This window comes from Flavobacterium amnicola, assembly GCF_004122165.1.
In the GTDB taxonomy this organism is placed as follows: Bacteria; Bacteroidota; Bacteroidia; order Flavobacteriales; family Flavobacteriaceae; genus Flavobacterium; species Flavobacterium amnicola.
In genome coordinates, this window is record NZ_SBKO01000005.1 from 68,334 (window position 1) to 93,534 (window position 25,201).

Sequence of the window (25,201 nt, forward strand, 5' to 3'; positions counted from 1 at the left end):
GTGGTTTTTTGTTTATTCGTCTTCATCGTCAACGTCAGAGTCGGCTACATCATCATCGTCTTCGTCATCGTCGTCATCAGCATCATCAGCGTCACCTTTTTCTAATTTTTCTTCATCGGCAGCAGTATCATCATCAATTTCGAGCTCTTTTAAAGCATCCAATGAATCTTCTGCACCGTTTTCTAATTCATCATCTTCATCATAATTTTCAATACGATCTGCTAATTTAGTACTGACTTTTACTAAATAGATGGTGTCTTCGGTTTTTACTTCTACGGCTTCAATCGTTTCATTTTTTGCATTTTTAAAACGAACAATATCGGAATCGTCATAACCGTCAGGAAATTTATCTACTAATAGGTTTAATATTTCGCCTGTTAATTTAGAATAGTCTACGATAACTCTTTTCATATGGGGAATTCTTGTTTTTATTGACCTAAAACGTACGCAAATATAAGTGGCGCAACAATTGTTGCATCCGATTCAACAATAAACTTAGGAGTTGTAATGTCTAATTTACCCCAAGTGATTTTTTCGTTTGGAACGGCACCAGAATACGATCCGTAACTAGTCGTTGAATCTGAAATTTGACAGAAATAACTCCAAAACGGAATATCATGCATTTCCATATCTTGGTAAAGCATTGGCACCACACAAATTGGGAAATCTCCAGCGATACCTCCTCCAATTTGGAAGAAACCTACTCCTTTTCCAGCACAATTTTTCGGATACCAATCGGCCAACCACATCATATACTCAATACCACTTTTCATAGTAGTGGCTTTAAAATCTCCTTTAATGCAGTACGATGAGAAAATATTCCCCATAGTACTGTCTTCCCATCCTGGAACCACAATAGGTAAGTTCTTTTCGGCTGCAGCTACCATCCATGAATCTTTCGGATCAATTTCGTAATACTGTTGTAATACACCAGAATTAATCATTTGGTACATGAATTCATGTGGAAAATAACGTTCTCCTTTTGAGTCAGCATTATTCCAAATGTCAAATAAATGTTGTTGTAAACGGCGGAAAGCTTCTTCTTCTGGGATACAAGTATCCGTTACTCGATTGTAATGGTTTTCTAACAAATCCCATTCTTCTTGTGGTGATAAATCTCTATAATTTGGCACTCTCTTGTAAGAATTATGAGCCACCAAGTTCATGATATCTTCTTCCAAGTTTGCTCCCGTACAAGAAATGATATGTACTTTGTCTTGACGTATCATTTCAGCTAATGATTTTCCTAATTCGGCAGTACTCATTGCACCGGCTAGGGTAATCATCATTTTACCGTTGTCTAATAAATGTTCTTCATAACCCTTTGCAGCGTCTACAAGAGCGGCCGCATTGAAATGCAAGTAATGTTTTTCAATAAACTGACTGATAGGTCCTTTACTCATTTTCTGTTTGTGTTTTTCGTTTGTTAACGAGTTTTTAATTTTAATTATTGTTACCTAAAGTTAATAATTTTTTGGACGCAAATTATTTTTTATAGTATCCTAATATTTCTAAAACATCTTCTGCTTTTTGCTGTTCTGAAAAAACTTCGGTAGCAAAAATTCCGTTTTTGTCTTTATCGATTAATATGTGTTTTGGTTGTGGAAGAATACAGTGATGTAATCCACCAAATCCTCCGATAGTTTCTTGATAAGCTCCCGTATTAAAGAAACCGATATACAATGGTTTTTCTTTATTGTACTTTGGTAAATACACGGCATTCATGTGTTGTTCGGAGTTGTAATAATCATCTCCATCACAGGTTAATCCGCCTAAAAGTACACGTTCGTACGTTTCATTCCAACGGTTTACGGCGAGCATTACAAATCGTTTGTTAATCGCCCAAGTATCCGGTAAAGTGGTAATAAAAGACGAATCGATCATGTTCCAATTTTCACGATCATTTTGTTTCTTTTGATACAATACTTGGTACAAAGCACCACCTGATTCTCCAACAGTAAACGAACCGAATTCTGTGAAAATATGAGGTACCGGTACATCAGCTTCGTCACAAGCAATTTTGATCTGATTTAAAATTTCATCGACCATATATTGATAATCGTAATCAAAAGCCAATGAGTTTTTGATAGGGAAACCACCACCAATATTTAAACTGTCTAAAGTTGGACACTCTTTTTTCAAAGCGATGTACACTTTCATACATTTTAAAAGTTCATTCCAGTAATAGGCTGTATCACGAATACCTGCATTAATAAAGAAGTGAAGCATTTTTAACTCAACTTTTTTATTGTCCTGTATTTGTTTACGATAAAAAGGAACGATGTCTTTGTATCCAATTCCTAAACGAGAAGTATAAAACTCAAATTTTGGTTCTTCTTCTGCGGCAATACGAATTCCGATTTTAAATTTCCCTTCAATTTGTTCTTGAAGTAAATCTAATTCTTCGTAATTGTCAATTACTGGAATGGTGTTTTTGTGTCCGTTATTGATCAAACGAGCAATATTAATAACATATTGATCGCGTTTAAAACCATTACAAACGACAAAAGTATTTTTGTTGATTTTTCCATCTTCCATTAGTTTTTCAACGATATCGATATCGAAGGCAGAAGAGGTTTCAATGTGAATATTATTTTTTAAAGCTTCATTTAAAATGAATTCAAAATGCGAACTTTTAGTGCAATAGCAATAATAGTATTTGGCTTCATAGTTATGCTTTTCCATAGCATTACGAAACCACATTTTAGCTTTGTTGATATTATCAGAGATTTTAGGAAGGTAGGTGAACTTTAATGGAGTACCATATTGTTCTACCAATTTCATTAAGTCAATGCCGTGGAATTGAAGATTGTCTTTGTTTAATGTAAATTCTTCCTGTGGAAAATAAAAAGTTTGATTGATTAAATCGTAATATTTTGTATTCATCTAGTTATCAGTAAAGTGTAATTAAAAATAATAAAAAAACTAATACAAATTATTCAAACTCTAATATTTGCGAATATGATTTCTAACTCATTAAAGAGCATAGAAATAGATGCAGTCATTTGATTTTCACAAATTAAAAAAGAACCTCTCTTTTTTTCAAAACAAAACGCACCGAACGTTGGATTCGATAACGATTGATTTTGCAAGGAGTAAAGCGGTACTTTCATATGGCAGCAAATTTAAAAAAATTTAATACTTGATAAAAAAAGATTTCAACAAAAAAATATAAATTAATTATAGTCTTTAAAAGCGTTGATAATAGTTTCGTTATCAGTTGTTTGGTTAATGTTACAACCTCCAATTCCGTTTAAAAGTGCGAATTGAATTTGGCCGTATTCATTTTTTTTATCGTGAATGAGCAATTTAAGTACAGAATTAATGTCGTTTTCAGTAAATAAAATCCTTTCAAAAATGCTGTTTAGGGCGTTTTTAATTTCACTGTATTCTGTTGGTGAAAGTAAGCCTTTTTCAACGGAAATAAAACTTTCTAAAATCATTCCACAAGCAATGGCTTCTCCGTGTAGAATTTTTTCTTTAGTTGGATTTTCCAGAAGGTAGGTTTCTATGGCGTGACCGAGTGTATGACCAAAATTTAAGGCTTTTCTGATTCCGTTTTCTGTTGGGTCTTGCGAGACAATATTGTTTTTAATATTGACCGATTCTTCAATAATTTTCTCAAAAGTTGAAAAATCAAATTGAGCAAAGTCTTTCAATAGATTCCAATGCTTTTTATCGGCTATCAAACCGTGTTTTAGCATCTCTGCTAATCCTGATTTTAATTCTCTTTGGGATAGGGTTTCTAAATATTCGACATCAATAACAATCATTTCTGGATTGGTAATGGTACCAATTTGGTTTTTTAATCCACCCAAATCAATTCCGTTTTTACCCCCAACCGAAGCATCCACCATAGCTAGTAATGTCGTTGGAATATTAATGAAAGGGATACCACGTTTAAAAGTAGCCGCAATAAATCCGCCCATATCTGTCACAACACCACCCCCTAAATTTAAAATGATACTTTTTCTATCGGCTCCTAATTCGATTAGTGCTTCCCAAACTCCTATACAGGTTTCTATTGTTTTGTTTTCTTCACCAGCTTCTAATTCGATGATTTCAATTTCCGACTCTGTTTCTAATAAAGGTAAAAGTTTAGGTAAACAAAATTCATTGGTGTTTTCATCGACAATAATGAAGATTTTAGAAAAATTACTAGTAGCCAAAAAACGATTTAACGCTTCGTAATTGCCTTTGTTGAAATGAATTATAGGATTTGTAACCATTTTTGGTTTAAATGTTAGGGATATAATGCAAAATAAAGTAAAAATACTATAATAAAATAGGGCTGTGTTTTATATTTGCATAACAATTACTACATAATGGAAAAAATTTTCAACAATACACAAAATGCATTCACTTTAAAAAGTGATACGGAACTAGAAAGAGCCTATTTTCTTTTCAAATTAATAGATTCGCAACCTTTGGTTAAAATTGGGACAGCTGTTACCAATTTTGCTTTAAAAGCACATTTGCCAGTGGAAGGATTAATACGCGCTACAGTTTTTGACCATTTTTGTGGTGGCGTTTCTGAAGACGATTGTATCCCAGTAGTCGACAAAATGTTTACTAAAGGTGTTTCATCGGTTCTGGATTATTCGGTAGAAGGAAAAGAAGAAGAAGCAGCATTCGATGATGCGTTGAAAATGACTTTGAAAACCATTGAATTTGCCAAAGAAAAGAAAGCGATTCCTTTCGCCGTTTTTAAACCGACAGGTTTTGGTCGCTTCGAATTGTATGAAAAATTGGGGGAAGGTCAAACCTTAAATGAAACGGAACAAGCCGAATGGAATAGAGTAGTAGAGCGTTTTGACCAAGTGTGTAAATTGGCTCATGATTACGATATTGCGTTGTTAATTGATGGAGAAGAAAGTTGGATGCAAGATGCTGCTGATGATTTAGTAGCCGATATGATGCGCAAATACAACAAAAACAAAGCAATTGTTTACAATACCTTACAAATGTATCGTTGGGATCGTTTGGATTATTTGAAGAAATTGCATGCGCAAGCACAAGAAGAAAATTTCTATATCGGAATGAAATTGGTTCGCGGCGCTTATATGGAAAAGGAAAACAAACGTGCGGATGAAAAAGGGTATAAATCGCCAATTTGTGAATCGAAACAAGCAACCGATTATAATTTTGATGACGCCGTTACGTATATGTTAGAGCACATTGATAAAATGGCCATTTTTGCAGGAACTCATAACGAAGACAGTTCCTATAAACTAATGGAAATGATGGCGCACAAAGGAATTGCAAAAAATGATTTCCGAGTGTGGTTCGGTCAATTATATGGAATGAGCGATAACATCAGTTATAATTTAGCGGCCAATGGTTATAATGTTGCTAAATATTTGCCGTTCGGACCTGTAAAAGATGTGATGCCTTATTTAATTCGTCGTGCAGAGGAAAACACTTCAGTTGCCGGACAAACCAGTCGTGAATTAACACTTATTAAAAACGAAAGAGCCAGAAGAAAAGGGAAAAACTAATGCAGTTAACCATATTAGGTTGTTACGCAGCCACACCAAGAACATTTACCAACCCCACTTCGCAAGTATTAGAAATCAATAACCGTTTGTTTCTAATTGATTGTGGAGAAGGAACTCAAGTACAACTGCGTAAGAACAAGGTTAAATTTTCGGCGATTAATCATATTTTTATCTCTCATTTGCATGGGGATCATTTTTATGGATTAATAGGATTGATTTCCACATTTAATTTGTTAAGCCGAAATAACCCGCTTACTGTTTATGGTCCTGTAGGAATCAAAGAAATCATTAAGTTGCAATTGAAACTTTCCAATTCTTGGCCTCAGTATGATTTACAGTTTGTAGAATTATCTTCAAATCAATCGGAAGTAATTTTTGAAGACGATAAAGTACTTGTCAAAACCATACCATTAAAACACCGCGTTTACACTAATGGATTTTTATTTCAAGAAAAAACCAAAGAACGCAAGCTCAATATTGATAAAGTACAAGAATACGAAGTAGAAAAATGCTATTATCAAAATATTAAAAACGGGAAGGATATTACTTTAGAGGACGGACGTATTATCGCTAATGCAGAATTAACTTTTGATCCGCCAAGTCCAAAAAGTTATGCCTTTTGTTCCGATACGATGTATAATGAAAGTATCATTCCGATTATAAATGAGGTTGATGTCTTGTATCATGAAACCACATTTTTGGATTCGGAAGAGCATTTAGCTGAAAAAACAATGCATTCTACAGCGAAAGAAGCTGCTCGAATTGCCAAACAAGCCAATGTAAAACAATTGGTATTAGGACATTATTCTACTCGTTATGATTCGATTGAATTATTTAAACAAGAAGCACAAACGGTTTTTGAAAACGTACTTTTAGCTGACGATGGAGCTGAATTTCAATTTTAAAAGATGTCAAAAAAAGTAGTCATAACAGGAGGAAACAGAGGTGTAGGATTCGCTTTGGTTTCTAAATTTTTAGCGGAAGGTTTTTTGGTAATGGTCACGACAAGAACTGGTGAAATTGCAATACAGCACCCTAATCTTGAAGTGGTACAATTGGATGTCACTTCTGCAGCTTCAATTCATACTGCTGTTTCTGAAATTAAAGAAAAATTTAAAACCATCAACTTTTTAATCAATAACGCAGGAGTGGGTTTAGATTTAGATCAAAACCATCCCGAAATAGATGTTGTTAAAGCCACTTTTGAAACGAATGTTTTTGGATTGTTAAACTTTACAGAATCTTGTTTGGACCTAATTGTTGATGGCGGAACCATATATAATATTTCTTCCGTAATGGGAATGTTAAACAGGGATAAAATTGTACCGAATGCGACTGCTTACCGAATGTCGAAATCGGCTCTGAATATGTATACTAAAACGCTTTCTGCACGATTGGAAGTACGAAATATTAGCGTAAATTCGATTCATCCAGGATGGGTTAAAACCGATATGGGTGGTGATGATGCAGATATTACCCCTGAATTTTCTGCCCAAAGAATTTTTGAATTGTATCTGAAAAAATTGCCAACCGGCACGTTTTGGGCAGCAGAAAATCAAATTCAATTAAATTGGTAACTATGGAAGACTTAAGTAATTACAGAAAATCTTACGAGAAAAGTGAACTTTTAGAATCAGCAATTCCAGAAGATCCTATCAATCTTTTCAATAGATGGTTTCACGAAGTAGAAGATTTTGGCGGTGCTGGAGAAGTAAATGCCATGACCATTTCTACTATTGGTTTGGATGGATTTCCAAAATCAAGAGTGGTTTTGCTAAAGCAATTTACATATGAAGGATTTATTTTTTATACGAATTACAATTCCGAAAAAGGGAAAGCAATTGAAGCCAACCCCAATGTTTGTTTGTCTTTTTTTTGGCACACTATGGAACGTCAAGTGATTATAAAAGGAACTGCCAAAAAAGTGGCGGCGAACATTTCTGATAATTATTTTGCTTCACGACCTGATGGAAGTAAATTAGGCGCTATAGTTTCCAATCAAAGTGAAGTGATTCCTTCACGTGAATTTTTGGATGAAAAATTGAAAGAATTAGAAGCTAGTTTTGTAGGAAAAGAAATACCACGTCCAACCTATTGGGGTGGATACTTGGTTGAGCCCCAAGAAATTGAATTTTGGCAAGGCAGACCAAACCGTTTACACGATCGTATTCGTTACCAATTGCAATCTGATTTTTCTTGGAAAACAGAAAGATTGTCTTCTTAAATTGTAAGAAAAATAATATTTATCAGTATTTTTTATGTATTTCATCGATTTTATTTGGTATTTAATCGATTTTTTATGTACTATTGTGCTGTATTACAAGACACAATATTTGTTTTAGTGGTAAAACAAATTTGAGATAGTTTAGTTTTTTAGTTTGTTTATTTGATAAAAAGTGCCAAAGGTTCCCCAAACTATGGCACTTTTTTCTTTTCTATACTATTAGTTTAATACCAACGTTTTTTATTCTTTTTAGCTCCGTCCGATTTTCGTGATTTTGGTTTACCACTTCTGTTACTTTTCTTAGGCTCGGCTGTAGCTTCAGGTGATTTTTTTACATTTTGCCAAGGAAATAAATGATCATCAATTGTTTTTACTTTAGCTTTTGTTAGTTTGATAATATCAATCCAATACGGTTCTTCATCTTTTCCGCAGAAAGAAATAGCCAAACCATTATTTCCTGCACGACCTGTACGCCCAATACGGTGAACGTAGGTTTCTGGAATATTGGGTAAATCAAAATTGATTACATAAGGTAACAATTCAATATCAATCCCACGAGCAGCAACATCGGTAGCCACCAAAATATCAATTTTCTTCTCTTTGAAATCATTTAAAACACGCTGACGCGCACTTTGTGATTTATCTCCGTGAATGGCTTCGGCATTGAATCCGTTTTTCTTTAACGATTTTACAATATTATCTGCTCCGTGTTTGGTTCTTGAAAAAACCAATACATTTTTTAAATCTTCTCCTTTTAAAACATGCAAAAGCAATTGTTTTTTCTCAGCTCTTTCCACAAAATACACCTGCTGACTTACCATTTCGGTAGTAGAAGAAATTGGAGTGACTTGTACCGTTTCAGGATTTGTCAAATATTGCTCGGTTAATTCTCTGATTGCCATGGGCATAGTTGCCGAGAAAAGTAGAGTTTGTCTATCGTTCGGAACTAATTTGATGATTTTTTTGACATCATTAATGAATCCCATATCAAACATTTGATCGGCTTCATCCAAGATTAAATGTTGTACATGATCTAAATCTATAAAACCTTGTTTGTGTAAATCCAATAACCTACCTGGAGTAGCAATAAGTATATCAATCCCTTTTCTTAATCCATCCACTTGAGAATTTTGATTGACACCACCAAAAATGGTTAATTGGGTAGTATTGATATATTTTCCATACGTATTGAAGCTATCTCCAATTTGAATGGCTAATTCACGAGTAGGTGTGACGATAAGGGTTTTTATTTTTTTTCCTTTTTGTGATTTGGCCACAATTGGATGTAATAAACTTAAGATAGGAATGGCAAAAGCGGCTGTTTTTCCAGTCCCGGTTTGCGCACAACCTACTAAATCTTTACCATCTAATATAATTGGAATGGCCTTTTCTTGTATAGGAGTTGGGTTCGTATAGCCTTCTTCAGTAATGGCTAATAAGACACTTTTGGATATATTGAGTTCTTGAAATTGCATATGAAAATTTTATGCAAAGATAGGCTTAATACTTTTAACTTACAGATTAGAATTTCCTTTAATGAAATCGGTCACTAAATAACCAATAAGTTTTCCAATTAAATGATTGTTTTTTTCTTCTCCTAATGAAGGAGCACCTTCACAAATATGTAAGTAAGATGCGTTCTTATGATTTCCGAATTGATAAACAAATTGTCGCAATTCTTCTACTGAAAAGCCACTTAAAGTCATGGCACTTGACGCAATATTAGGTAGGGCATCTAAATCGATTTCGACTCCATAGCACTCATTTTTTATGTGTTCGAAGGCTTTATTGATTTCCGATTGGTAGTTTTTTTCCTGGCGAATTTTTATTTGGTCGTAGGTATTGTACTTCACACGTTCGCTGATATTTTTAATAATGTCTAAAACATTTTTGGAGGTGTAACTTTCGTGTAATCCGAAGATAAAATAGTTTTTAAGAAATCCTTCTTCAAAAGCATAGGAAAAACCATTTCCACTGTGTCGGCCTTCTAAAATTCTAAAATCGGAATGGGCATCGAAATTGACAGCATTGATAGATTTTCCTTTGCCAAGAGCCGTTCCTTTAATGTTTCCGTAAGCATTATTATGGCCGCCACCAATTACAATTGGAATTTTTCCTGCTTTGACAATATTGTAGATAATGTGTGAAACTTCCTTATCAATTTGTTCTGTAATTTTAAAAAGTTGCTTCCTTTCCTCCGGAATATTTTCGTCCAGATTTTTGGCAGCTTCCATTTCTTGACTGGTATCGACTTGCCCTAGTACAATAATTTGAGAACCTTTACAAAACCGATTGTGCTGAATGTTGGCGATACTTTTTATAGCACTTTCCCAAGCGGTATTAGCACCACCACGACCAAGATTGGCTCGAACTCCTACATCTTCAGGAATACCTAAAAGGACATATTTTGCTTCACTATTTTTTAAAAATTCAAAAATATCTTCATCTTTTGGGGTAATGAGCATTTTTTCACCAAACTTCACTTCTCCATTTCTGAAAGCTGTCATTTTTGATAAATCAGATTGTCTAAATCGAATTAGGTTTTCCATTGTTAAAAATAATAGGTATCCAAAAATACTATTTTTATATAAACTTGCGTTAAGGTTTGTAATGTTTAATAAAAAAATTAAATTAGCATCAAATTGTATTCAACCAAATAAACAAAATAATGACATCTGAAACAACAACAAACAAGTCCAACAATTCAGGATTAAAGGCAATTATTGCCATTTTAGCACTTTTACTTTTAGGAAGTTTAGGGTATATGTATAAACTTTCTACGGATTCTCAAAATGCCCTATCACTTGTGAAAGGAGAAAAGGAATCAGTAATGAAAGATTTAGAAGTTTCTAAGCAGTCTTTAGATGAAGCTATTGCTTCCAATACAACGTTGTCTGATGAATTGATAGCAGAACGCGATAAAATCCAACAATTAATGGCCGATTTAGAAAAAACTAAAGGTAATGATGCTGCTACCATTTCTAAATATAAAGAAGAGGCAAAAAGAGTACAAGCTAAAATTGCTGTTTTGATGAAGCAAATTGAAGGGCTTCAAAAGGAAAACGCTAATTTGAATACAAAAATAGATAGTACTAATACGGTATTGACACAAACAAGAACTGTGAACGATACTTTAATGTCACAAAATAACAATTTGGCTAAAACTGTTGAGAGAGGTTCTAAATTATCAGTATTGAATTTACAAACTCTTGCAGTAAAGCAAAAAAGTTCTGGTAAGCAAGTGGAAACGGATAAAGCGAATAGAGCAGACGTTTTGAAAGTGAGTTTTATGATTGCTGAAAATCAAATTGCAAAATCAGGTGATAAAGCTTACTATGTGCAAATTATTGACAGTAAAAGCAATGTTTTAGGCGACAAGAAAACGGAAAGTTTTGGTGAAAAATCTTTGACTTATAGTTTTATTGCCACTGTTAAGTATGAAAACAAAACGGTAAAAATTGAAAAAGATTTACCAGTTACAAATATTCAAGAAGGTACATTCTTTGTGAATGTTTTTGATAAATCAGAATTGGTTTCTAAATCAAGTTTTACTTTGAGATAATAAAGATAAATTGATAACAAAAATATAGCCTCCATTCGGAGGCTTTATTTTTGTCAGACTAAAACGACATATATGTAATTAAACGTTTTTTTATGCTGAATAAAGGATATGTTTTGTTTTAAGAAATACGTTGTGTAAATTTATGTAGGTTAAAAATGTTATTAATTCTATAGTTAACACAAGTTTATTTTACTAACGGGTTAAAGCGGAAAGACCGAAGTTGATGACTTCGGTCTTTTTGGCTTTAATTTAAATCTTTATAGATACAATATTGTACTGCAAAATAAATGGGAAATGTGAAAAATACTCCGATGCAAAACGCCAGTAATCCTATATAGCCTATAACTACTGCAATTAAAAGCAATAACAATATTTGAAAAAAGTTGCTACTAGTGTCAGATATACTATTTTTTATAGCACCAACAACTCCCATTTCTTTAAATATGATATTAGGAATTGTTAAAAAACTAAGTATTGAAAAAATAACGGATAATGACATTGAAATTATACCACCAATAGATTTGTCGGTAAATAATTTTTGTGCTCCAATATTTAATCCAAAACTGATTAATGCTAATATAACAGAAGCAAAGATGATGGAAGAGTAAAAGGGGCTATTTACGTAATAAAATAATGTTGAAAAAGAAACTTCTTCACCATTATCTGCATCATTCATCATCTTTAGAATACCAGCTGTAAACGGTGCGGTTAATATTGTTGTTAGAATTCCGCAGGCTACATAAATTATAGTTCCTTTTAAAGATAAATTTGCTGGATCAAATGTTTTCATTTGTTCTGCAGCGACCTCAAAACCAATAAAAAAGTTAATTCCAATAAAGACAATTGCCACTAATAATGTAGTTATAAATAAAAAGGCTAATCCGCTAACTAAATATGTTTTTTTAAATATTTCAATGGCATTATTTAGAGTTGTACCTATTTCAATTCTTTTTGTTGAGTTTTCCATTTACGTTATATCCAGTTTAAAATTCGTTTAATCATTTTTAATTTCCCTTTATACGGAGCATATCGTAATGGAATATCCAACCAGTTGGCTTTTTTCACGATCGACTTTTTATGCGAAAAGGTATCAAATCCTAATTTTCCATGATAGGCACCAATACCGCTATGTCCTACACCTCCAAAAGGCAATCGTTTATTACTGAAATGGACCAATGTATCGTTAATGCATCCACCACCAAAAGAATATTTATTTAGTATTTCTTTGTGGAAAGAGCTGTTTTCTGAAAATAAATATAAGGAGAGTGGTTTTTCATATCTCGAAATTATTTTGTGCAATTCTGCTTTATTTTCATAGGTGATAATTGGAAGTATGGGACCAAAAATTTCTTCTTGCATAACAGTACTCTCGGCCATCGGTTCGTCCAATAAAGTTGGTGCCATGTATAATTCTTCTTCATTATGTTGCCCGCCATAAAGGACATATTGGTTTTCAATTAAAGCTACTTGTCTTCTCCAGTTTTTTAAGTTAACAATTCTAGCAAAATCTTTAGATTCCTGTGGATTTTCTCCTAAAGCAGCTTCGATTTCTTTTATTAATAGCACCACTAATTTATTTTTCATTCGGTAATGCACCAAAATATAATCGGGAGCAATACAGGTTTGACCTGCATTAAATAATTTTCCCCAAATAATTCGTTTTGCCGCCAGCTCTAAATTGGCGGTTTCATCTACTATACAGGGACTTTTTCCTCCTAACTCTAAAGTTACTGGTGTTAGATGTTCAGCAGCAGCTTTGGCCACAATTTTGCCAACAGGTACGCTTCCCGTAAAGAAAATATAATCCCAACGTTTTTTTAATAAATCTTGGGCAATGGTAGCATCACCAGTAACCACTAAAGCTTGTCTCACATCAAATGACTCTCTAACAATTTTAGATACTATAGCAGAGGTGTACGGAGTTAATTCGGATGGTTTTAATGTAACGCTATTGCCGGCAGCAATAGCTGCAATCAAAGGAGAAAATGCTAATTGAAATGGATAATTCCAAGGAGAAATGATTAAAACTCTTCCATAGGCATCCGAATAAATATAATCCGAAGAAGGAAAATTTAAAAGCGAAGGAAATACGCGTTTGGGTTTTGACCAAAAAGCAATATTTTTAATGGTATGCTTTAAATCATTAATGACATACGAAGTTTCTGAAATTACTCCTTCGAATTTCGGTTTCTTGAAATCTTTGTACAAAGCTTCCAGAATTTCTTCTTCATGAATAATGATATTCTTTAAAAGCTTTTGTAAGGCTGCTTTTCTTTCTTGTACTGAATACATTGTAGTAATTTTTTCTAAAGATAAAAATTAAATTGATTTCCAAATCACATCCTCAGGAACTGGAGCAATAATTTCGATATTTTCTTTAGTAACAGGATGAATAAAAGTCAATTTTCGAGCGTGAAGATGTATGCCGCCATCCGGGTTACTTCTGTCGAAACCATATTTTAAATCGCCTTTAATCGGACAACCAATGGCTGCTAATTGCGCTCTAATTTGATGATGACGACCGGTGTGTAGATTGATTTCTAATCCGAAATAATTATTAAGCGTGGCAATAATTTTATAGTCCAAACTAGCTTTTTTGCTTTCCGGAACTTCATTTATATGCGCTTTTGAAGTATTGTTTTTCTCGTTTCGTTTTAAAAAATGACTTAAAGTAGCTTCATTTTTTTCGGGTTTGTTTTTTACGACAGCCCAATATGTTTTTTGTGTTTCTCTGTTTTTGAATAAATCATTCAAACGAGTTAAGGCTTTGCTAGTTCTGGCAAAAACCACAATTCCAGTTGTAGGGCGATCCAAACGATGTACCACGCCTAAAAAAACATCACCAGGTTTGTTGTATTTTTCTTTAATGTATTCTTTTACAACATCTGACAATGGTTTGTCGCCCGTTTTATCGCCTTGAACAATATCGCCTACACGTTTGTTAATCACAATGATATGATTGTCTTCGTGAAGGATCTGGAGATTGTTTTTGGTGGAGATTATTTTTTCTGCCATCTGTTAACTGAATACTGCTAACTGATTAATATTGCTCATTCGCATTTGGAAAATCAACTGCTTTTACATCAGTTACATATTGTCCAATTGCTTTGGTCATGTCTTCGTATAAATTCATGTAGCGACGTAAAAAACGCGGGCTAAATTCATGCGTCATTCCAATCATATCGTGTAAAACCAATACTTGTCCGTCAACACCACTTCCAGCTCCAATTCCAATTACTGGAATCGAAATGCTTTCAGCCACTTTTTGCGCTAATGCAGAGGGTATTTTTTCTAAAACAAGTGCAAAACATCCTAGTTTTTCTAATAATTTGGCATCTTCTAATAGCTTTTCTGCTTCTTCTTCTTCTTTAGCTCTAACGGTATACGTTCCAAATTTATAAATGGATTGAGGTGTTAAACCTAAATGTCCCATCACAGGAATTCCAGCGTTAAGAATTTTCTTGATGGAATCTTTAATTTCACTGCCACCTTCTAATTTCACTGCATGTCCACCGCTTTCTTTCATGATTCTAATCGATGAACGTAAGGCTTCTTTTGAATCCGATTGATACGAACCAAAAGGTAGATCTACAACAATTAAAGCTCTCTCTGCCGCACGTACTACAGAAGAAGCATGGTAAATCATTTGGTCTAAAGTGATTGGTAAAGTGGTTTCGTGTCCCGCCATAACATTACTAGCAGAATCGCCTACAAGAATTACATCAACTCCAGCCGAGTCCACAATTTTGGCCATGGTGTAATCGTATGCGGTTAGCATAGAGATTTTTTCACCTTTGACTTTCATATCTATTAACGATTTGGTCGTTACTCTTTTGTAATCACTTTTAGCAGTTGACATATTTCAAACATTTAGGAACTGTAAAATTACTAAAAAGAATGGTTTTGTAACAAAATACTTAAGTTTTCGTCAAATGATTAAAAATCAAAAAACTATGAAATCCCCACTGAAAAAAGTTTGCAATAGCAAACACAAATAAAAATAGGGGATACCTTATGACATATTAAACAAATATTATACACATATGAAAAAGATTATTATTTACTTGTTGATTCTTCTGCCTTTTTACAGCAACGCACAGAATCAAGAAATTGAAAGCGCAGTGAAAACTTTTTTTGAAGGTTTTCATGCAAAAGATACCGTGAAAATGAAAACGGTTTGCCATGAACGCATGATACTTCAGTCAATTATGGAAGGCCAAAAAGGAACCAAATTATTTGACGAAAAAACTACCGAATTTTTTAAATCGTTTGCTACTTTTCCAGTCGATATGAAATTTGAAGAAAAAATATTGGGGTATAAAGTTCAAATAGATGGCGCTATGGCACATGCTTGGACGCCTTATGAATTTTATATCAATGGGAAATTAAGTCATTCGGGAGTAAATGCGTTTACTTTTTTCAAAGAAAATGGGAATTGGAAAATTATCCACCTGATTGATACTAGAAGAAAAAGTACCAAATAAATCTTTATAAAATCTTTATACAATACCACTATTCTATTATAAAATACTTACAAGAGATGCTTTAACTTTGCAGAGTAAATCAGTACCAAGTGAAAAGTATCATTAAATATAAAAAACCAAAAAGTCAGTATCTTATAAGTGTACTTTCTGTTGTTCTAGTATCACTGCTTTGTTTGTTCGTTAGAGATATTATTGAATATAAAGTGGTCGGATACATATTGCTAGTAACTGTTTCTTTACTGGCTATTTTTTTGGAAATAAAACCAGTTTTAGTTGGTGCTGTTTTGAGTGCTTTGGCTTTAGACTACTTATTTATAAAGCCTTATTATACTTTGCATATCGATAATGCTGAAGATGCTTTTTTATTGGTTATGTTTTTCATCATTGCTTTGATTAATGCAGTTTTGACAAACAAATTCCGAAGAATGCAACGCGCCATTCATATCATTGAATCCAGAGCGAGTACCATGAAATTATACAATACGCTTTTGGATTCCCTTTCTCATGAACTGAGAACTCCTATTGCTGCTATTTTAGGTTCGATAGACACATTGCAGCAAAAAAGCGTCAATTTATCTTCCGAAACCCAAGAAAAACTTCATAGCGAAATTGAAAAAGCTTCAATGAAACTCAACTATCAAGTGGAGAATCTATTGAATATGTCCCGATTAGAATCCGGTTATATTCAACCAAAATTAGATTGGTGCGATGTTAAAGAAATTATCTATAATGTTTGCAATCGATTAACAGAAGAAACTAAAGATCATAAAATCACATACTATATTGATGATAATCTGCCTTTGTTTAAATTGGATTATGGTTTGATGGAGCAAATCATTTATAATTTAGTATACAATAGCGCTCAGCACACTCCAAAAGGTGCAAACATTACTATCAAAGCTGAGTATGATGTTGATGCTGATTATGATCAACACATCGATTTAATTAAAAAATGTGTCATTATTATTGCTGATGATGGCTATGGTTTTCCCGAAGCCGAAATTGACCGTGCCTTTGATAAATTTTACCGATTTAAAAGTGCTAAAACTGGTGGAACCGGATTAGGTTTGTCTATTGTAAAAGGATTTGTACAAGCTCAAAATGGTACGATTAGTTTGAAAAACAGGGATGAAGGTGGAGCAGAATTTACGCTAGAATTTAATGTTGATTGTTTACCTATAAATTCTTTAAAAAATGAATAAAGGCTTTTCAATATTAGTGATTGATGATGAAGTTCAAATACGAAAACTACTTGAAATTTCATTGGAAGCTAATGATTATAAAGTGCTATTTGCTACTGATGGAAAAGATGGTATTACAATGGCTGCCAGCCACCAACCAGATTTGATTTTATTAGATCTAGGATTACCAGATGAAGATGGTCAAGAAATTTTGGTCAAATTGCGCGAATGGTTTCAAAATCCAATCATTATTTTAACGGTTAAAAGTGCCGAAGAAGAAATAGTAAAGGCCTTAGATCATGGTGCTAATGATTATTTAACGAAACCATTTCGAACTCAGGAATTATTAGCCCGAATGCGAACTGCTTTGCGTGGCAATACGATTAAAAATAACAACGAACCCATTTCAATATTTGGTGCCGTTTCAGTCGATTTTGTCTCTAGAACTGTCAAAGTGAATAATGAAAACGTAAAGCTTACCGCTACCGAATATGCATTACTGACATTGCTCTTAAAAAACGACGGACGAGTTTTAACTCATCAATATATTCTAAAAGAAATCTGGGGACAAAGTTATTCGGAACAAACACAATACTTACGGGTTTTTGTGGCACAACTTCGAAAGAAATTGGAAGAAGATCCTAACCGACCTAAATACATTTTAACTGAATCGGGGGTAGGCTACCGATTCAACTCTGGATAATTAAACCTTTTCATATTAAAAAATTGCTATTACGAATACCTTTTCATCGTGATCAGGCTTTGTTATGCTCAAAAATGAACTCAATTAAATTTTAAAACAATAATAAAATGAATAAATCAACAATACAGAAAGTCAGTGCCGCGTCACTTTTAGTCGCCCTTGGGATTATTTACGGAGATATTGGAACAAGTCCGTTGTATGTAATGAAATCTATCATTGGCGATAGAGCCATCACCGAATTATTAGTCTATGGTGGAATTTCATGTGTGTTTTGGACACTAACTTTTCAAACGACTTTCAAATATGTATTTCTAACACTTTCTGCTGATAATCAAGGAGAAGGAGGTGTATTCTCTTTATATGCATTAGTTAAACGTTTTGGAAAAGGAAAATTAGTCATTCCTACCATCTTGGGAGCGACAACTTTATTAGCTGACGGAATTATTACACCTCCTATTTCTGTAGCCTCGGCTGTTGAAGGTTTAGAGGCCATTGTTCCCAATTTACCTACCATACCAATTGTAATTGCCATACTTTCAGCTTTGTTCGCTTTTCAGCGCTTTGGGACTCAAAAAGTAGGATACATATTTGGACCTGCTATGGTAGTTTGGTTTACGATGTTATTGGTTTTAGGACTTTCTCAAATTGTACATCATCCAGATATTTTAAAAGCATTAAATCCGATGTATGGCTATAAATTACTAGTAGAATATCCTCATGGGTTTTGGTTATTGGGTGCTGTATTTTTATGTACAACAGGGGCCGAAGCTTTGTATTCTGACTTAGGACATTGTGGAAAGGAAAATATTAGAATTACCTGGATTTTTGTAAAAATTGCTTTAGTAACTAATTATTTAGGACAAGGGGCGTGGTTAATGCATCAAGGAAATGAGTTTTTGAACGGACAAAATCCTTTTTACACAATAATGCCACAATGGTTTTTAATCATTGGAATTACAATTGCTACATTGGCAGCTATTATCGCTTCGCAAGCTTTAATTAGCGGTTCGTTTACTTTAATTAATGAAGCGATATCCTTAAATTTTTGGCCTCGTGTGGCTTTGAAAAACCCAACTAATTTAAAAGGACAAATATATATTCCTTCTGTGAATACAATACTTTGGGCGGGTTGTGTCTTGATGATTTTATACTTTAAAAATTCGGCACACATGGAAGCAGCCTATGGTTTTTCTATCACCATTGCCATGTTAATGACCACTTTGTTACTCTCTTATTATTTGGTTTTTATTAAGAAGATTAAAATGGGATGGGTGGCCATTATACTGTTCGTTTTTTCAATTATTGAAGTGTCATTCTTTATTGCCAATGTGGTTAAAATTAAAGAAAGATGGATGTTTTTATTCTTTGAATTGTTCATTTTTATGGTCATGTACGTTTGGTACTATTCTCGAAAAATTAATAACCGATTTTTAAAGTTTACCAATTTAGTAGAACAAACTCCAATGCTAAATGAATTGAGTGATGATGATTCCATTCCGAAATATTCTACACATTTGATCTATTTGTCCAAAGCCGATAAAACCTATGAAATAGAAGAAAAAATAATAAAATCTATCTTCGCCAAAAAGCCTAAAAGAGCCGATGTGTATTGGTTTTTACACATCAATAGAACCAACGATCCGTTTACTTTAAATTATGAAATAGTTGAAATCCTAGATGATAAAGTCATCAAAGTAATCTTGAATCTTGGTTTTAGAGTCCAACCTAAAGTGGAATTGTATTTCAAAAAAATTGTACAAGAATTAGTAGAGCGAAAAGAATTGAACTTGCATATTCGTCCTGATGGTTCCACCAAATACAATGCCGAGCCTGATTTCAAATTTATTATTATCGAAAAGTTTTTATCGGTTGAAAATGATTTCGAATTGAAAGATGGTTGGTTGTTGACTTCTTATTTCTGGCTTAAAAGACTTTCTATTTCCGATGAAAAAGCCTTCGGTTTAGATAAAAGTGATGTGGAAATTGAAAATGTTCCGATGATTTATAGTCCAGCAACAAACCTAGAATTAAACAGAAAATAAATTAAATTTGTTTATGAAAAAAATTATTCACCTAACGAGTATTATCGTATTCCTTCTGATTTTTATTCAAAAAACAGTGGCACAAGATTCAATAAATAATGAAAAACCTAAAATAGACATTTCGGGCTACATAGACACCTATTATTCGTACGATTTTAGCAATCCAAAAGCAACAAGCAAACTTCCGTTTTTGTATAATTACAACAGACATAATGAATTTAATGTTAATATCGGATTAATTAGAGCCAGTATTTCCTATCAAAATGTTTATGCAAAAATTTCAGTTCATGCAGGAACTTATGTTGAGGATAATTATGCGGCGGAAGATTTGAAAATTTTTAATGAAGCATATTTGGGAATATTTCTAAACAAATCGAAAAAAACATCAATTGAAGCAGGAATACTACCTAGCTATATTGGTTTTGAAACTGCTACCTCACATTCCAATTTGACCGCTACACGTTCTATTTTAGCTGAAAATTCTCCTTATTTTATGACAGGAATTAAGCTAAATCATCAGTTTACAGATAAATTTTCAGGAGCAGTTTTACTTACTAATGGTTGGCAACGAATCAATAAACCAAATAAAGCAGTACCACCAGCATTAGGAACACAATTGGTATATAAATCTTCTGAAAAATCTACTTTAAATTGGAGTACGTTTGTGGGAAAAGAATTTAATGGAACCAATTTTACCATGCGTTATTTTAATAATTTATATTGGGATAAAACATGGAATGATAAATGGCGAACTATTTCTGGATTCGATTTTGGAATTCAAGATATTTCTTCTAATAATGACGAACATAAAAGTTGGTTAAGCCCTCTATTAATAACACAACTTACTTTTTCAACTAAGTGGCAAATGGCACACAGAATTGAATATTATGAAGACAAGAATAATGTAATCATTTCATCAACTGTTCCATTTAAAACGATTGGGAATTCATTGAATTTAGATTTCTTACCTAATTCTAAAATGAAAATTCGAATGGAAGGGAAGTGGTATCATGCCACAGAAACAATATTTGTTTTAAACACTAAACAAGATAATTTTTCAGCAACTACAACGATGAGTTTTGAGTTCTAATTTTTTTATCAATGTAAATTGCGATGGAAACCCCGATGGCATAACAGAGTAAATCACTCCATAAAAACCCTTGTCCTAATACATAATGGCCAAGGGTTGTTTTTCGTAAAGAAAGCATCCAAGGCATTTGGCACAACTGTAAATATTCAATGATAAAGCAAAAGGTGAGCGATAGTAAAGCGTTGATTTTTGGCTGTAAATTCAGAAATAGAAAACACATTCCGAAGTAAATTAAAACCGCGTATAGCACATCCCCAAAGAATAAAGGAATTCCGTTTGTTTTTCTAGATAAAACACCTAGAATTAAGATTAGAAGTGTTAAAACGAAATAAAATTTCCGATTGATTTTCATTAACAATCGGCCATATTAACTGCCACAGCTAATCCTCCTTCGGAAGTTTCTTTGTACTTGTTGTTCATATCTTTGGCGGTTTGCCACATCGTGTTGACAACTTTGTCTAAAGGTACTTTAGCATTTTTAGGATCGGTTTCCATGGCTAGTTCGGCGGCATTGATGGCTTTAATCGCACCCATGGTATTTCTTTCAATACAAGGAATTTGAACCAAACCTCCAATAGGATCACAAGTTAAACCTAAATGATGTTCCATGGCAATTTCGGCAGCCATAAGGACTTGTTCTGGCGTGCCACCCATGACTTCGCACAAGGCTGCTGCGGCCATTGCTGATGATACGCCAATTTCTGCTTGACAACCACCCATTGCTGCGGAAATAGTAGCGCCTTTTTTGAAGATACTTCCAATTTCTCCAGCCACCATTAAGAACTGTTTGATTTCCTTTTCTCCAGCCTGATGATTTTCAATCACCATATAATACATTAAAACGGCAGGAATCACTCCGGCACTTCCATTGGTTGGAGCTGTAACGACACGTCCCAAAGAGGCGTTAACTTCATTAACAGCTAGTGCAAAGCAAGAAACCCATTTTAAGATTTGACGAAATTTGACTTCCGTTTTACGGATGGTTTCCAACCATTCTTGTGGGTTGGAATAATTGGCTAAACCAATTAAATTTTGATGCATGTCAAAAGCTCTTCGACGCACATTCAAACCACCTGGTAAAATTCCTTCGCTATGACATCCAATATACATGCATTCCAGCATTGTGTTCCAAATGCGCATTAATTCGTGATCAATGTCTTCTTCAGATCGCATTGCCTTTTCATTGTCATGTACAATTTCCGATATTTTTCGATTTTGTGTTTGACAATACTCCAATAATTCTGAAGCAAGTGTTATAGGATAAGGGAAAGCACATTTTATAGCTTCTTTTGCTTTGGCATTGGGTCTTTCTTCTTTTACCACAAATCCACCACCTATCGAATAAAAAGTAGATTCGTATGAACCTTTTTCATGAAAAGCGGTAAATGTTATTCCGTTGGCATGAAAAGGAAGGAAGTTTTTATTGAAAATAATGTCTTTTTCAATTTCAAAATCAATAGCTGGCTGATTAGCTAAATTGAGTTTATGAGTCGTTTTAATGTTTTTAATAATTCCGTCAATATCTTGAACCGGAATGTATTCCGGGTCTTGCCCACTTAAACCTAACATCACTGCCAAATCCGTTGCATGTCCTACGCCTGTAAGGGACAAAGAACCGTATAAGTCTACTTTAACACGAGTAGTTTTTTCTAAAATGTTTTCGTCTCTTAATTCCTTTAAAAATCGCTCGGCTGCACGCCAAGGCCCAAGAGTGTGCGAACTGGATGGTCCGACACCAATTTTTAACATATCAAATACCGAAATACATTCTTCCATATACTAGCAACGTTTTGTCTTACAAAGATAAGCTCAATATACTAACAAAAAAGGCATAAAATTTTAAATTTTAGCAGTAATTGTATTTTTCGATTTACATTTGTACTAGAAAAACAAATTGCAAATGTTTAAAGATTTTAGAATTCAGGAATATAAAGTACTTTTTTATAGGATATTTTTGGCGTATGTGTTTTATTCTATTTCAAGATTATTTTTCTTTTTATACAATTACAAATCATTAAAAGTTGATTCGGTAGCCCAATATTTAGATTTAAATTACCATGGATTAGCATTTGATACCACTGCGATTTTATATTTGAATGGCTTATTTATTTTGCTTTCCGTTTTGCCTTTCGTTATCAATACAAAAGCCAATTTTCAAAAAGTATTGATGTGGATTTATTTTATTTGTAATGGCATAGGTTTAGCATTTAATTTTTTAGATTTCATTTATTACCGATTTACTTATAGCAGAACAACAATTGCCTTCATGGATATTGTCGAAAACGAATCCAATAAAAGTAGCTTGTTTATTCGATTTATAGGGACCTATTGGCATGTATTTGCTTTGTTTTTTATAACCTTAGGATTATGGATATACCTATACAGAAAAGTTACAGTTGAAAATAAAAATTACGAGAATAAGCCTAAATATTTTGGATATTCTATTTTAGGTTTATTGATAATTGCAACAATGGCTATTGGAGGAATTCGCGGTGATTTTAAAAAGAGTACACGTCCCATTACCATGATTGATGCGAGCCGAAATGTAACTCAGCCACAACACGCGGATATTGTTCTAAACACACCATTTGCCATACTTCGAACCATTGGTAAAAATAGTATTAAGAAACTCAATTTGGTTACCGATGCTGAAATCAATCAGTATTTAAAACCCATCAAACACTATACAATAAACCCACCTACAAAACCCAATATTGTAGTCATTATTACCGAAAGTTATGGTCGTGAATATTTGGGTGCTTTTAATAAAGATTTAAAAATCGAAAATTATAAGAGCTACACGCCATTTTTGGATTCATTAGCGCAAAGCAGTATGATTTATACTAATGCCTATGCTAATGGAAGTAAATCCATTCACGGAATGTCTTCTGTAATAGCAGGTGTGCCTTCATTTAGAGATGCTTTTACTTCTTCACCTTATTCCAAACAAAAAATTGAATCGTTGGTTTCATGTTTGAATGATTTAAATTATGATACTTCTTTTTTTCATGGCGCCGCTAATGGTTCGATGGGATTTTTAGGGTTGAGCAATATTTTAGGTTATGATCATTATTATGGTCGAACGGAATTTAACAATGATAATGAGTTTGATGGTTCGTGGGGAATTTGGGACGAACCTTTTCTGCAGTTTATGAAACAGGAATTGGATAAAAAGAAAGGACCTTTTTTCAGCACTATTTTTACCGTTTCTTCACATGAACCTTTTTTACCACCAGCAAAATATGCCAGCAAATTTCCAAAAGGAGATATTCCGATGCATCAAGTGGTAGGGTATACCGATTATGCTTTTAAGAAATTTTTTGAATCCGCAAAAAAAGCACCGTGGTTTAAAAATACGATCTTTATTATTACTGCCGATCATTGTAATCAAGTCTACTATCCTTTTTACAATCAAGTAGTCAATCGACAAGCAGTGCCAATTATGATTTACAAACCTGATGGAAGTTTGAAAGGTGTCAACAATGATTTTGCCCAACAAATAGATATTTATCCAACGATTTTAGATATGATTGGTTATCATAAACCCTTTAGAAGTTGGGGTAGAAGTTTATTTAATGAAAAAGAAATCGCGCCTTTTGCTTTTAATTTTAATGGCGGTTTGTACCAATTCATGCAAGGAAATTATATATGTTTGTGTGATGGTAAAAATGTGACCGCCGTTTATGATAAAAGTGATTTCGGATTGGAGAAAAACATCATCAGTAAAGTTTCAAAGGAGGATTTTGTAAAGCTTGAAAAAGGAGCGAAGTCGTTCCTACAAGATTACATGAATCGAATTGTAGATAAAAAAATGTATACAAAATAATCATATGAAAACGTATAAAAAAATAGTTGTTATCGTATTGTCATTGGGTGCTCTTTTTGGCGCTAAATATTATTATGATATGAATATCAATCATAATTTTGAAACCATTACCGAAGGAAAAGTATATAAAAGTGGTGTTATTCCACCAGATGAAATTGAAGAATATGTAAAGAAATACAAGATTAAAAGTATTATTGATTTGCGTTTTCCAGGTACTGCCGATTTAGTCAATAACCCTGAAATCCCTGAAGAATTAACTGCAGAGCGAGAAGCAGTGGCTAAAATTGCTGGCGTTACGTATTTTAATAACGGTTCGGATCAAGTTCCGAAACAAGAAAATTTGGATTCTTTTTTTACGATAATGGACAATAAGGATAATTATCCTGTACTGATTCATTGTTACCACGGTGTGGGTCGTGCTGAAATGTATTCGGCGATTTACCGAATTGAATACGAAGGAATGGACAAAGATGAAGCTAGAACGAGTACTCGTTTTTTAACCAAATTTAGTTCTTTCGATTTAGGAAAACCAAAAGGTGACTATTTGCATAATTACGTGAAAAGAAACGATAAGCAGGAATAAAAAAAAGG

The 25,201-nt window shown here is 33.4% G+C and carries 24 protein-coding genes; 12 read left to right on the forward strand and 12 right to left on the reverse strand.

The features are described from left to right. Window positions 1-12: 12 nt before the first annotated feature. From EQG63_RS10795 to aroB, 4 genes are all read right to left on the reverse strand, one after another. Complete coding sequence (locus EQG63_RS10795; RefSeq protein WP_129436390.1) at window positions 13-411, reverse strand: DNA primase; 399 nt, start codon at window positions 409-411, stop codon at window positions 13-15. A 17-nt stretch (window positions 412-428) separates the two neighbouring features. Further along, complete coding sequence (locus EQG63_RS10800; RefSeq protein ID WP_129436391.1) at window positions 429-1,403, reverse strand: deoxyhypusine synthase family protein; 975 nt, start codon at window positions 1,401-1,403, stop codon at window positions 429-431. Between the two features lie 82 nt (window positions 1,404-1,485). Beyond that, entirely contained in the window at window positions 1,486-2,886 is a 1,401-nt protein-coding gene (locus EQG63_RS10805) for an arginine decarboxylase (RefSeq protein WP_129436392.1), read from the reverse strand. A gap of 290 nt (window positions 2,887-3,176) precedes the next feature. After that, the gene (gene aroB, locus EQG63_RS10810) at window positions 3,177-4,229 is read right to left on the reverse strand and encodes a 3-dehydroquinate synthase (RefSeq protein WP_129436393.1); all 1,053 of its coding nucleotides are present in this window, start codon (window positions 4,227-4,229) and stop codon (window positions 3,177-3,179) included. Between the two features lie 96 nt (window positions 4,230-4,325). Here aroB and EQG63_RS10815 point away from each other — a divergent pair, with 96 nt between their 5' ends. Genes EQG63_RS10815 through pdxH form a run of 4 tightly spaced genes read left to right on the forward strand, consistent with a single transcriptional unit; the run spans window position 4,326 to window position 7,722 of the window. Further along, a complete protein-coding gene (locus tag EQG63_RS10815; protein WP_129436394.1) occupies window positions 4,326-5,498 on the forward strand; it encodes a proline dehydrogenase family protein in 1,173 nt (390 codons plus the stop codon). Continuing rightward, complete coding sequence (locus EQG63_RS10820; RefSeq protein WP_129436395.1) at window positions 5,498-6,403, forward strand: ribonuclease Z; 906 nt, start codon at window positions 5,498-5,500, stop codon at window positions 6,401-6,403. The genes EQG63_RS10815 and EQG63_RS10820 overlap by 1 nt, the downstream gene beginning before the upstream one ends. A 3-nt stretch (window positions 6,404-6,406) precedes the next feature. After that, window positions 6,407-7,075 (forward strand): SDR family NAD(P)-dependent oxidoreductase, encoded by a 669-nt coding sequence (locus EQG63_RS10825; RefSeq protein ID WP_129436396.1) that lies wholly within the window; start codon window positions 6,407-6,409, stop codon window positions 7,073-7,075. Between the two features lie 2 nt (window positions 7,076-7,077). Next, complete coding sequence (gene pdxH / locus EQG63_RS10830) at window positions 7,078-7,722, forward strand: pyridoxamine 5'-phosphate oxidase (RefSeq protein WP_129436397.1); 645 nt, start codon at window positions 7,078-7,080, stop codon at window positions 7,720-7,722. Window positions 7,723-7,946: 224 nt separating this feature from the next. Here pdxH and EQG63_RS10835 read toward each other — a convergent pair whose 3' ends face one another. Together EQG63_RS10835 and EQG63_RS10840 are read right to left on the reverse strand one after the other, a co-directional pair. Next, window positions 7,947-9,197, reverse strand: coding sequence for a DEAD/DEAH box helicase (locus EQG63_RS10835; RefSeq protein ID WP_129436398.1), 1,251 nt, complete (start codon window positions 9,195-9,197; stop codon window positions 7,947-7,949). A 39-nt stretch (window positions 9,198-9,236) separates the two neighbouring features. Continuing rightward, window positions 9,237-10,271 (reverse strand): formimidoylglutamase, encoded by a 1,035-nt coding sequence (locus EQG63_RS10840; RefSeq protein WP_129436399.1) that lies wholly within the window; start codon window positions 10,269-10,271, stop codon window positions 9,237-9,239. Window positions 10,272-10,390: 119 nt separating this feature from the next. On the opposite strand from EQG63_RS10840, the gene EQG63_RS10845 reads away from it, so the two are divergent. Further along, window positions 10,391-11,284: a coiled-coil domain-containing protein gene (locus EQG63_RS10845; RefSeq protein ID WP_129436400.1), complete on the forward strand. Its 894-nt coding sequence runs from the start codon at window positions 10,391-10,393 to the stop codon at window positions 11,282-11,284. 244 nt (window positions 11,285-11,528) lie between these two features. On the opposite strand, the gene EQG63_RS10850 is transcribed toward EQG63_RS10845, so the two are convergent. From EQG63_RS10850 to panB, 4 genes are read right to left on the reverse strand one after another with little or no spacing between them, the layout of a single operon-like run. Next, the gene (locus tag EQG63_RS10850; RefSeq protein ID WP_129436401.1) at window positions 11,529-12,251 is read right to left on the reverse strand and encodes a hypothetical protein; all 723 of its coding nucleotides are present in this window, start codon (window positions 12,249-12,251) and stop codon (window positions 11,529-11,531) included. 5 nt (window positions 12,252-12,256) lie between these two features. Further along, window positions 12,257-13,576, reverse strand: a complete 1,320-nt coding sequence (locus tag EQG63_RS10855; RefSeq protein WP_164974502.1) for an aldehyde dehydrogenase — start codon at window positions 13,574-13,576, stop codon at window positions 12,257-12,259. A gap of 27 nt (window positions 13,577-13,603) precedes the next feature. Then, complete coding sequence (locus tag EQG63_RS10860) at window positions 13,604-14,299, reverse strand: RluA family pseudouridine synthase (RefSeq protein ID WP_129436403.1); 696 nt, start codon at window positions 14,297-14,299, stop codon at window positions 13,604-13,606. Between the two features lie 25 nt (window positions 14,300-14,324). After that, entirely contained in the window at window positions 14,325-15,143 is an 819-nt protein-coding gene (gene panB, locus EQG63_RS10865; RefSeq protein ID WP_129436404.1) for a 3-methyl-2-oxobutanoate hydroxymethyltransferase, read from the reverse strand. 184 nt (window positions 15,144-15,327) lie between these two features. Here panB and EQG63_RS10870 point away from each other — a divergent pair, with 184 nt between their 5' ends. From EQG63_RS10870 to EQG63_RS10890, 5 genes are all read left to right on the forward strand, one after another. After that, window positions 15,328-15,768: a nuclear transport factor 2 family protein gene (locus tag EQG63_RS10870; protein ID WP_129436405.1), complete on the forward strand. Its 441-nt coding sequence runs from the start codon at window positions 15,328-15,330 to the stop codon at window positions 15,766-15,768. 89 nt (window positions 15,769-15,857) lie between these two features. After that, complete coding sequence (locus tag EQG63_RS10875) at window positions 15,858-16,970, forward strand: sensor histidine kinase (RefSeq protein ID WP_129436406.1); 1,113 nt, start codon at window positions 15,858-15,860, stop codon at window positions 16,968-16,970. Beyond that, window positions 16,963-17,652 (forward strand): response regulator, encoded by a 690-nt coding sequence (locus tag EQG63_RS10880; RefSeq protein WP_129436407.1) that lies wholly within the window; start codon window positions 16,963-16,965, stop codon window positions 17,650-17,652. The genes EQG63_RS10875 and EQG63_RS10880 overlap by 8 nt, the downstream gene beginning before the upstream one ends. Before the next feature lie 107 nt (window positions 17,653-17,759). After that, window positions 17,760-19,694 carry a KUP/HAK/KT family potassium transporter gene (locus EQG63_RS10885; protein WP_129436408.1) on the forward strand — a complete coding sequence of 645 codons (1,935 nt, stop codon included), beginning with the start codon at window positions 17,760-17,762 and terminating at the stop codon, window positions 19,692-19,694. A gap of 13 nt (window positions 19,695-19,707) precedes the next feature. Further along, the gene (locus tag EQG63_RS10890; protein WP_129436409.1) at window positions 19,708-20,784 is read left to right on the forward strand and encodes an outer membrane beta-barrel protein; all 1,077 of its coding nucleotides are present in this window, start codon (window positions 19,708-19,710) and stop codon (window positions 20,782-20,784) included. Here EQG63_RS10890 and EQG63_RS10895 read toward each other — a convergent pair. Both EQG63_RS10895 and EQG63_RS10900 read right to left on the reverse strand, forming a co-directional pair. Further along, a complete protein-coding gene (locus tag EQG63_RS10895) occupies window positions 20,759-21,136 on the reverse strand; it encodes a ribosomal maturation YjgA family protein (protein ID WP_129436410.1) in 378 nt (125 codons plus the stop codon). The genes EQG63_RS10890 and EQG63_RS10895 overlap by 26 nt on opposite strands. Next, the gene (locus tag EQG63_RS10900; RefSeq protein WP_129436411.1) at window positions 21,136-22,560 is read right to left on the reverse strand and encodes an L-serine ammonia-lyase; all 1,425 of its coding nucleotides are present in this window, start codon (window positions 22,558-22,560) and stop codon (window positions 21,136-21,138) included. The genes EQG63_RS10895 and EQG63_RS10900 overlap by 1 nt, the downstream gene beginning before the upstream one ends. 124 nt (window positions 22,561-22,684) lie before the next feature. On the opposite strand from EQG63_RS10900, the gene EQG63_RS10905 reads away from it, so the two are divergent. Together EQG63_RS10905 and EQG63_RS10910 are read left to right on the forward strand one after the other, a co-directional pair. Beyond that, complete coding sequence (locus tag EQG63_RS10905; RefSeq protein ID WP_129436412.1) at window positions 22,685-24,610, forward strand: LTA synthase family protein; 1,926 nt, start codon at window positions 22,685-22,687, stop codon at window positions 24,608-24,610. A 4-nt stretch (window positions 24,611-24,614) separates the two neighbouring features. After that, a complete protein-coding gene (locus EQG63_RS10910; RefSeq protein WP_129436413.1) occupies window positions 24,615-25,193 on the forward strand; it encodes a dual specificity protein phosphatase family protein in 579 nt (192 codons plus the stop codon). Window positions 25,194-25,201: the final 8 nt, after the last annotated feature.

Bases quoted from the DNA above. Each gene is read 5' to 3' on its own strand.
- EQG63_RS10795 (WP_129436390.1), bottom strand. From the start codon at position 411: ATGAAAAGAGTTATCGTAGACTATTCTAAATTAACAGGCGAAATATTA.
- EQG63_RS10800 (WP_129436391.1), bottom strand. From the start codon at position 1,403: ATGAGTAAAGGACCTATCAGTCAGTTTATTGAAAAACATTACTTGCAT.
- EQG63_RS10805 (WP_129436392.1), bottom strand. From the start codon at position 2,886: ATGAATACAAAATATTACGATTTAATCAATCAAACTTTTTATTTTCCA.
- aroB (WP_129436393.1), bottom strand. From the start codon at position 4,229: ATGGTTACAAATCCTATAATTCATTTCAACAAAGGCAATTACGAAGCG.
- EQG63_RS10815 (WP_129436394.1), top strand. From the start codon at position 4,326: ATGGAAAAAATTTTCAACAATACACAAAATGCATTCACTTTAAAAAGT.
- EQG63_RS10820 (WP_129436395.1), top strand. From the start codon at position 5,498: ATGCAGTTAACCATATTAGGTTGTTACGCAGCCACACCAAGAACATTT.
- EQG63_RS10825 (WP_129436396.1), top strand. From the start codon at position 6,407: ATGTCAAAAAAAGTAGTCATAACAGGAGGAAACAGAGGTGTAGGATTC.
- pdxH (WP_129436397.1), top strand. From the start codon at position 7,078: ATGGAAGACTTAAGTAATTACAGAAAATCTTACGAGAAAAGTGAACTT.
- EQG63_RS10835 (WP_129436398.1), bottom strand. From the start codon at position 9,197: ATGCAATTTCAAGAACTCAATATATCCAAAAGTGTCTTATTAGCCATT.
- EQG63_RS10840 (WP_129436399.1), bottom strand. From the start codon at position 10,271: ATGGAAAACCTAATTCGATTTAGACAATCTGATTTATCAAAAATGACA.
- EQG63_RS10845 (WP_129436400.1), top strand. From the start codon at position 10,391: ATGACATCTGAAACAACAACAAACAAGTCCAACAATTCAGGATTAAAG.
- EQG63_RS10850 (WP_129436401.1), bottom strand. From the start codon at position 12,251: ATGGAAAACTCAACAAAAAGAATTGAAATAGGTACAACTCTAAATAAT.
- EQG63_RS10855 (WP_164974502.1), bottom strand. From the start codon at position 13,576: ATGTATTCAGTACAAGAAAGAAAAGCAGCCTTACAAAAGCTTTTAAAG.
- EQG63_RS10860 (WP_129436403.1), bottom strand. From the start codon at position 14,299: ATGGCAGAAAAAATAATCTCCACCAAAAACAATCTCCAGATCCTTCAC.
- panB (WP_129436404.1), bottom strand. From the start codon at position 15,143: ATGTCAACTGCTAAAAGTGATTACAAAAGAGTAACGACCAAATCGTTA.
- EQG63_RS10870 (WP_129436405.1), top strand. From the start codon at position 15,328: ATGAAAAAGATTATTATTTACTTGTTGATTCTTCTGCCTTTTTACAGC.
- EQG63_RS10880 (WP_129436407.1), top strand. From the start codon at position 16,963: ATGAATAAAGGCTTTTCAATATTAGTGATTGATGATGAAGTTCAAATA.
- EQG63_RS10885 (WP_129436408.1), top strand. From the start codon at position 17,760: ATGAATAAATCAACAATACAGAAAGTCAGTGCCGCGTCACTTTTAGTC.
- EQG63_RS10890 (WP_129436409.1), top strand. From the start codon at position 19,708: ATGAAAAAAATTATTCACCTAACGAGTATTATCGTATTCCTTCTGATT.
- EQG63_RS10895 (WP_129436410.1), bottom strand. From the start codon at position 21,136: ATGAAAATCAATCGGAAATTTTATTTCGTTTTAACACTTCTAATCTTA.
- EQG63_RS10900 (WP_129436411.1), bottom strand. From the start codon at position 22,560: ATGGAAGAATGTATTTCGGTATTTGATATGTTAAAAATTGGTGTCGGA.
- EQG63_RS10905 (WP_129436412.1), top strand. From the start codon at position 22,685: ATGTTTAAAGATTTTAGAATTCAGGAATATAAAGTACTTTTTTATAGG.
- EQG63_RS10910 (WP_129436413.1), top strand. From the start codon at position 24,615: ATGAAAACGTATAAAAAAATAGTTGTTATCGTATTGTCATTGGGTGCT.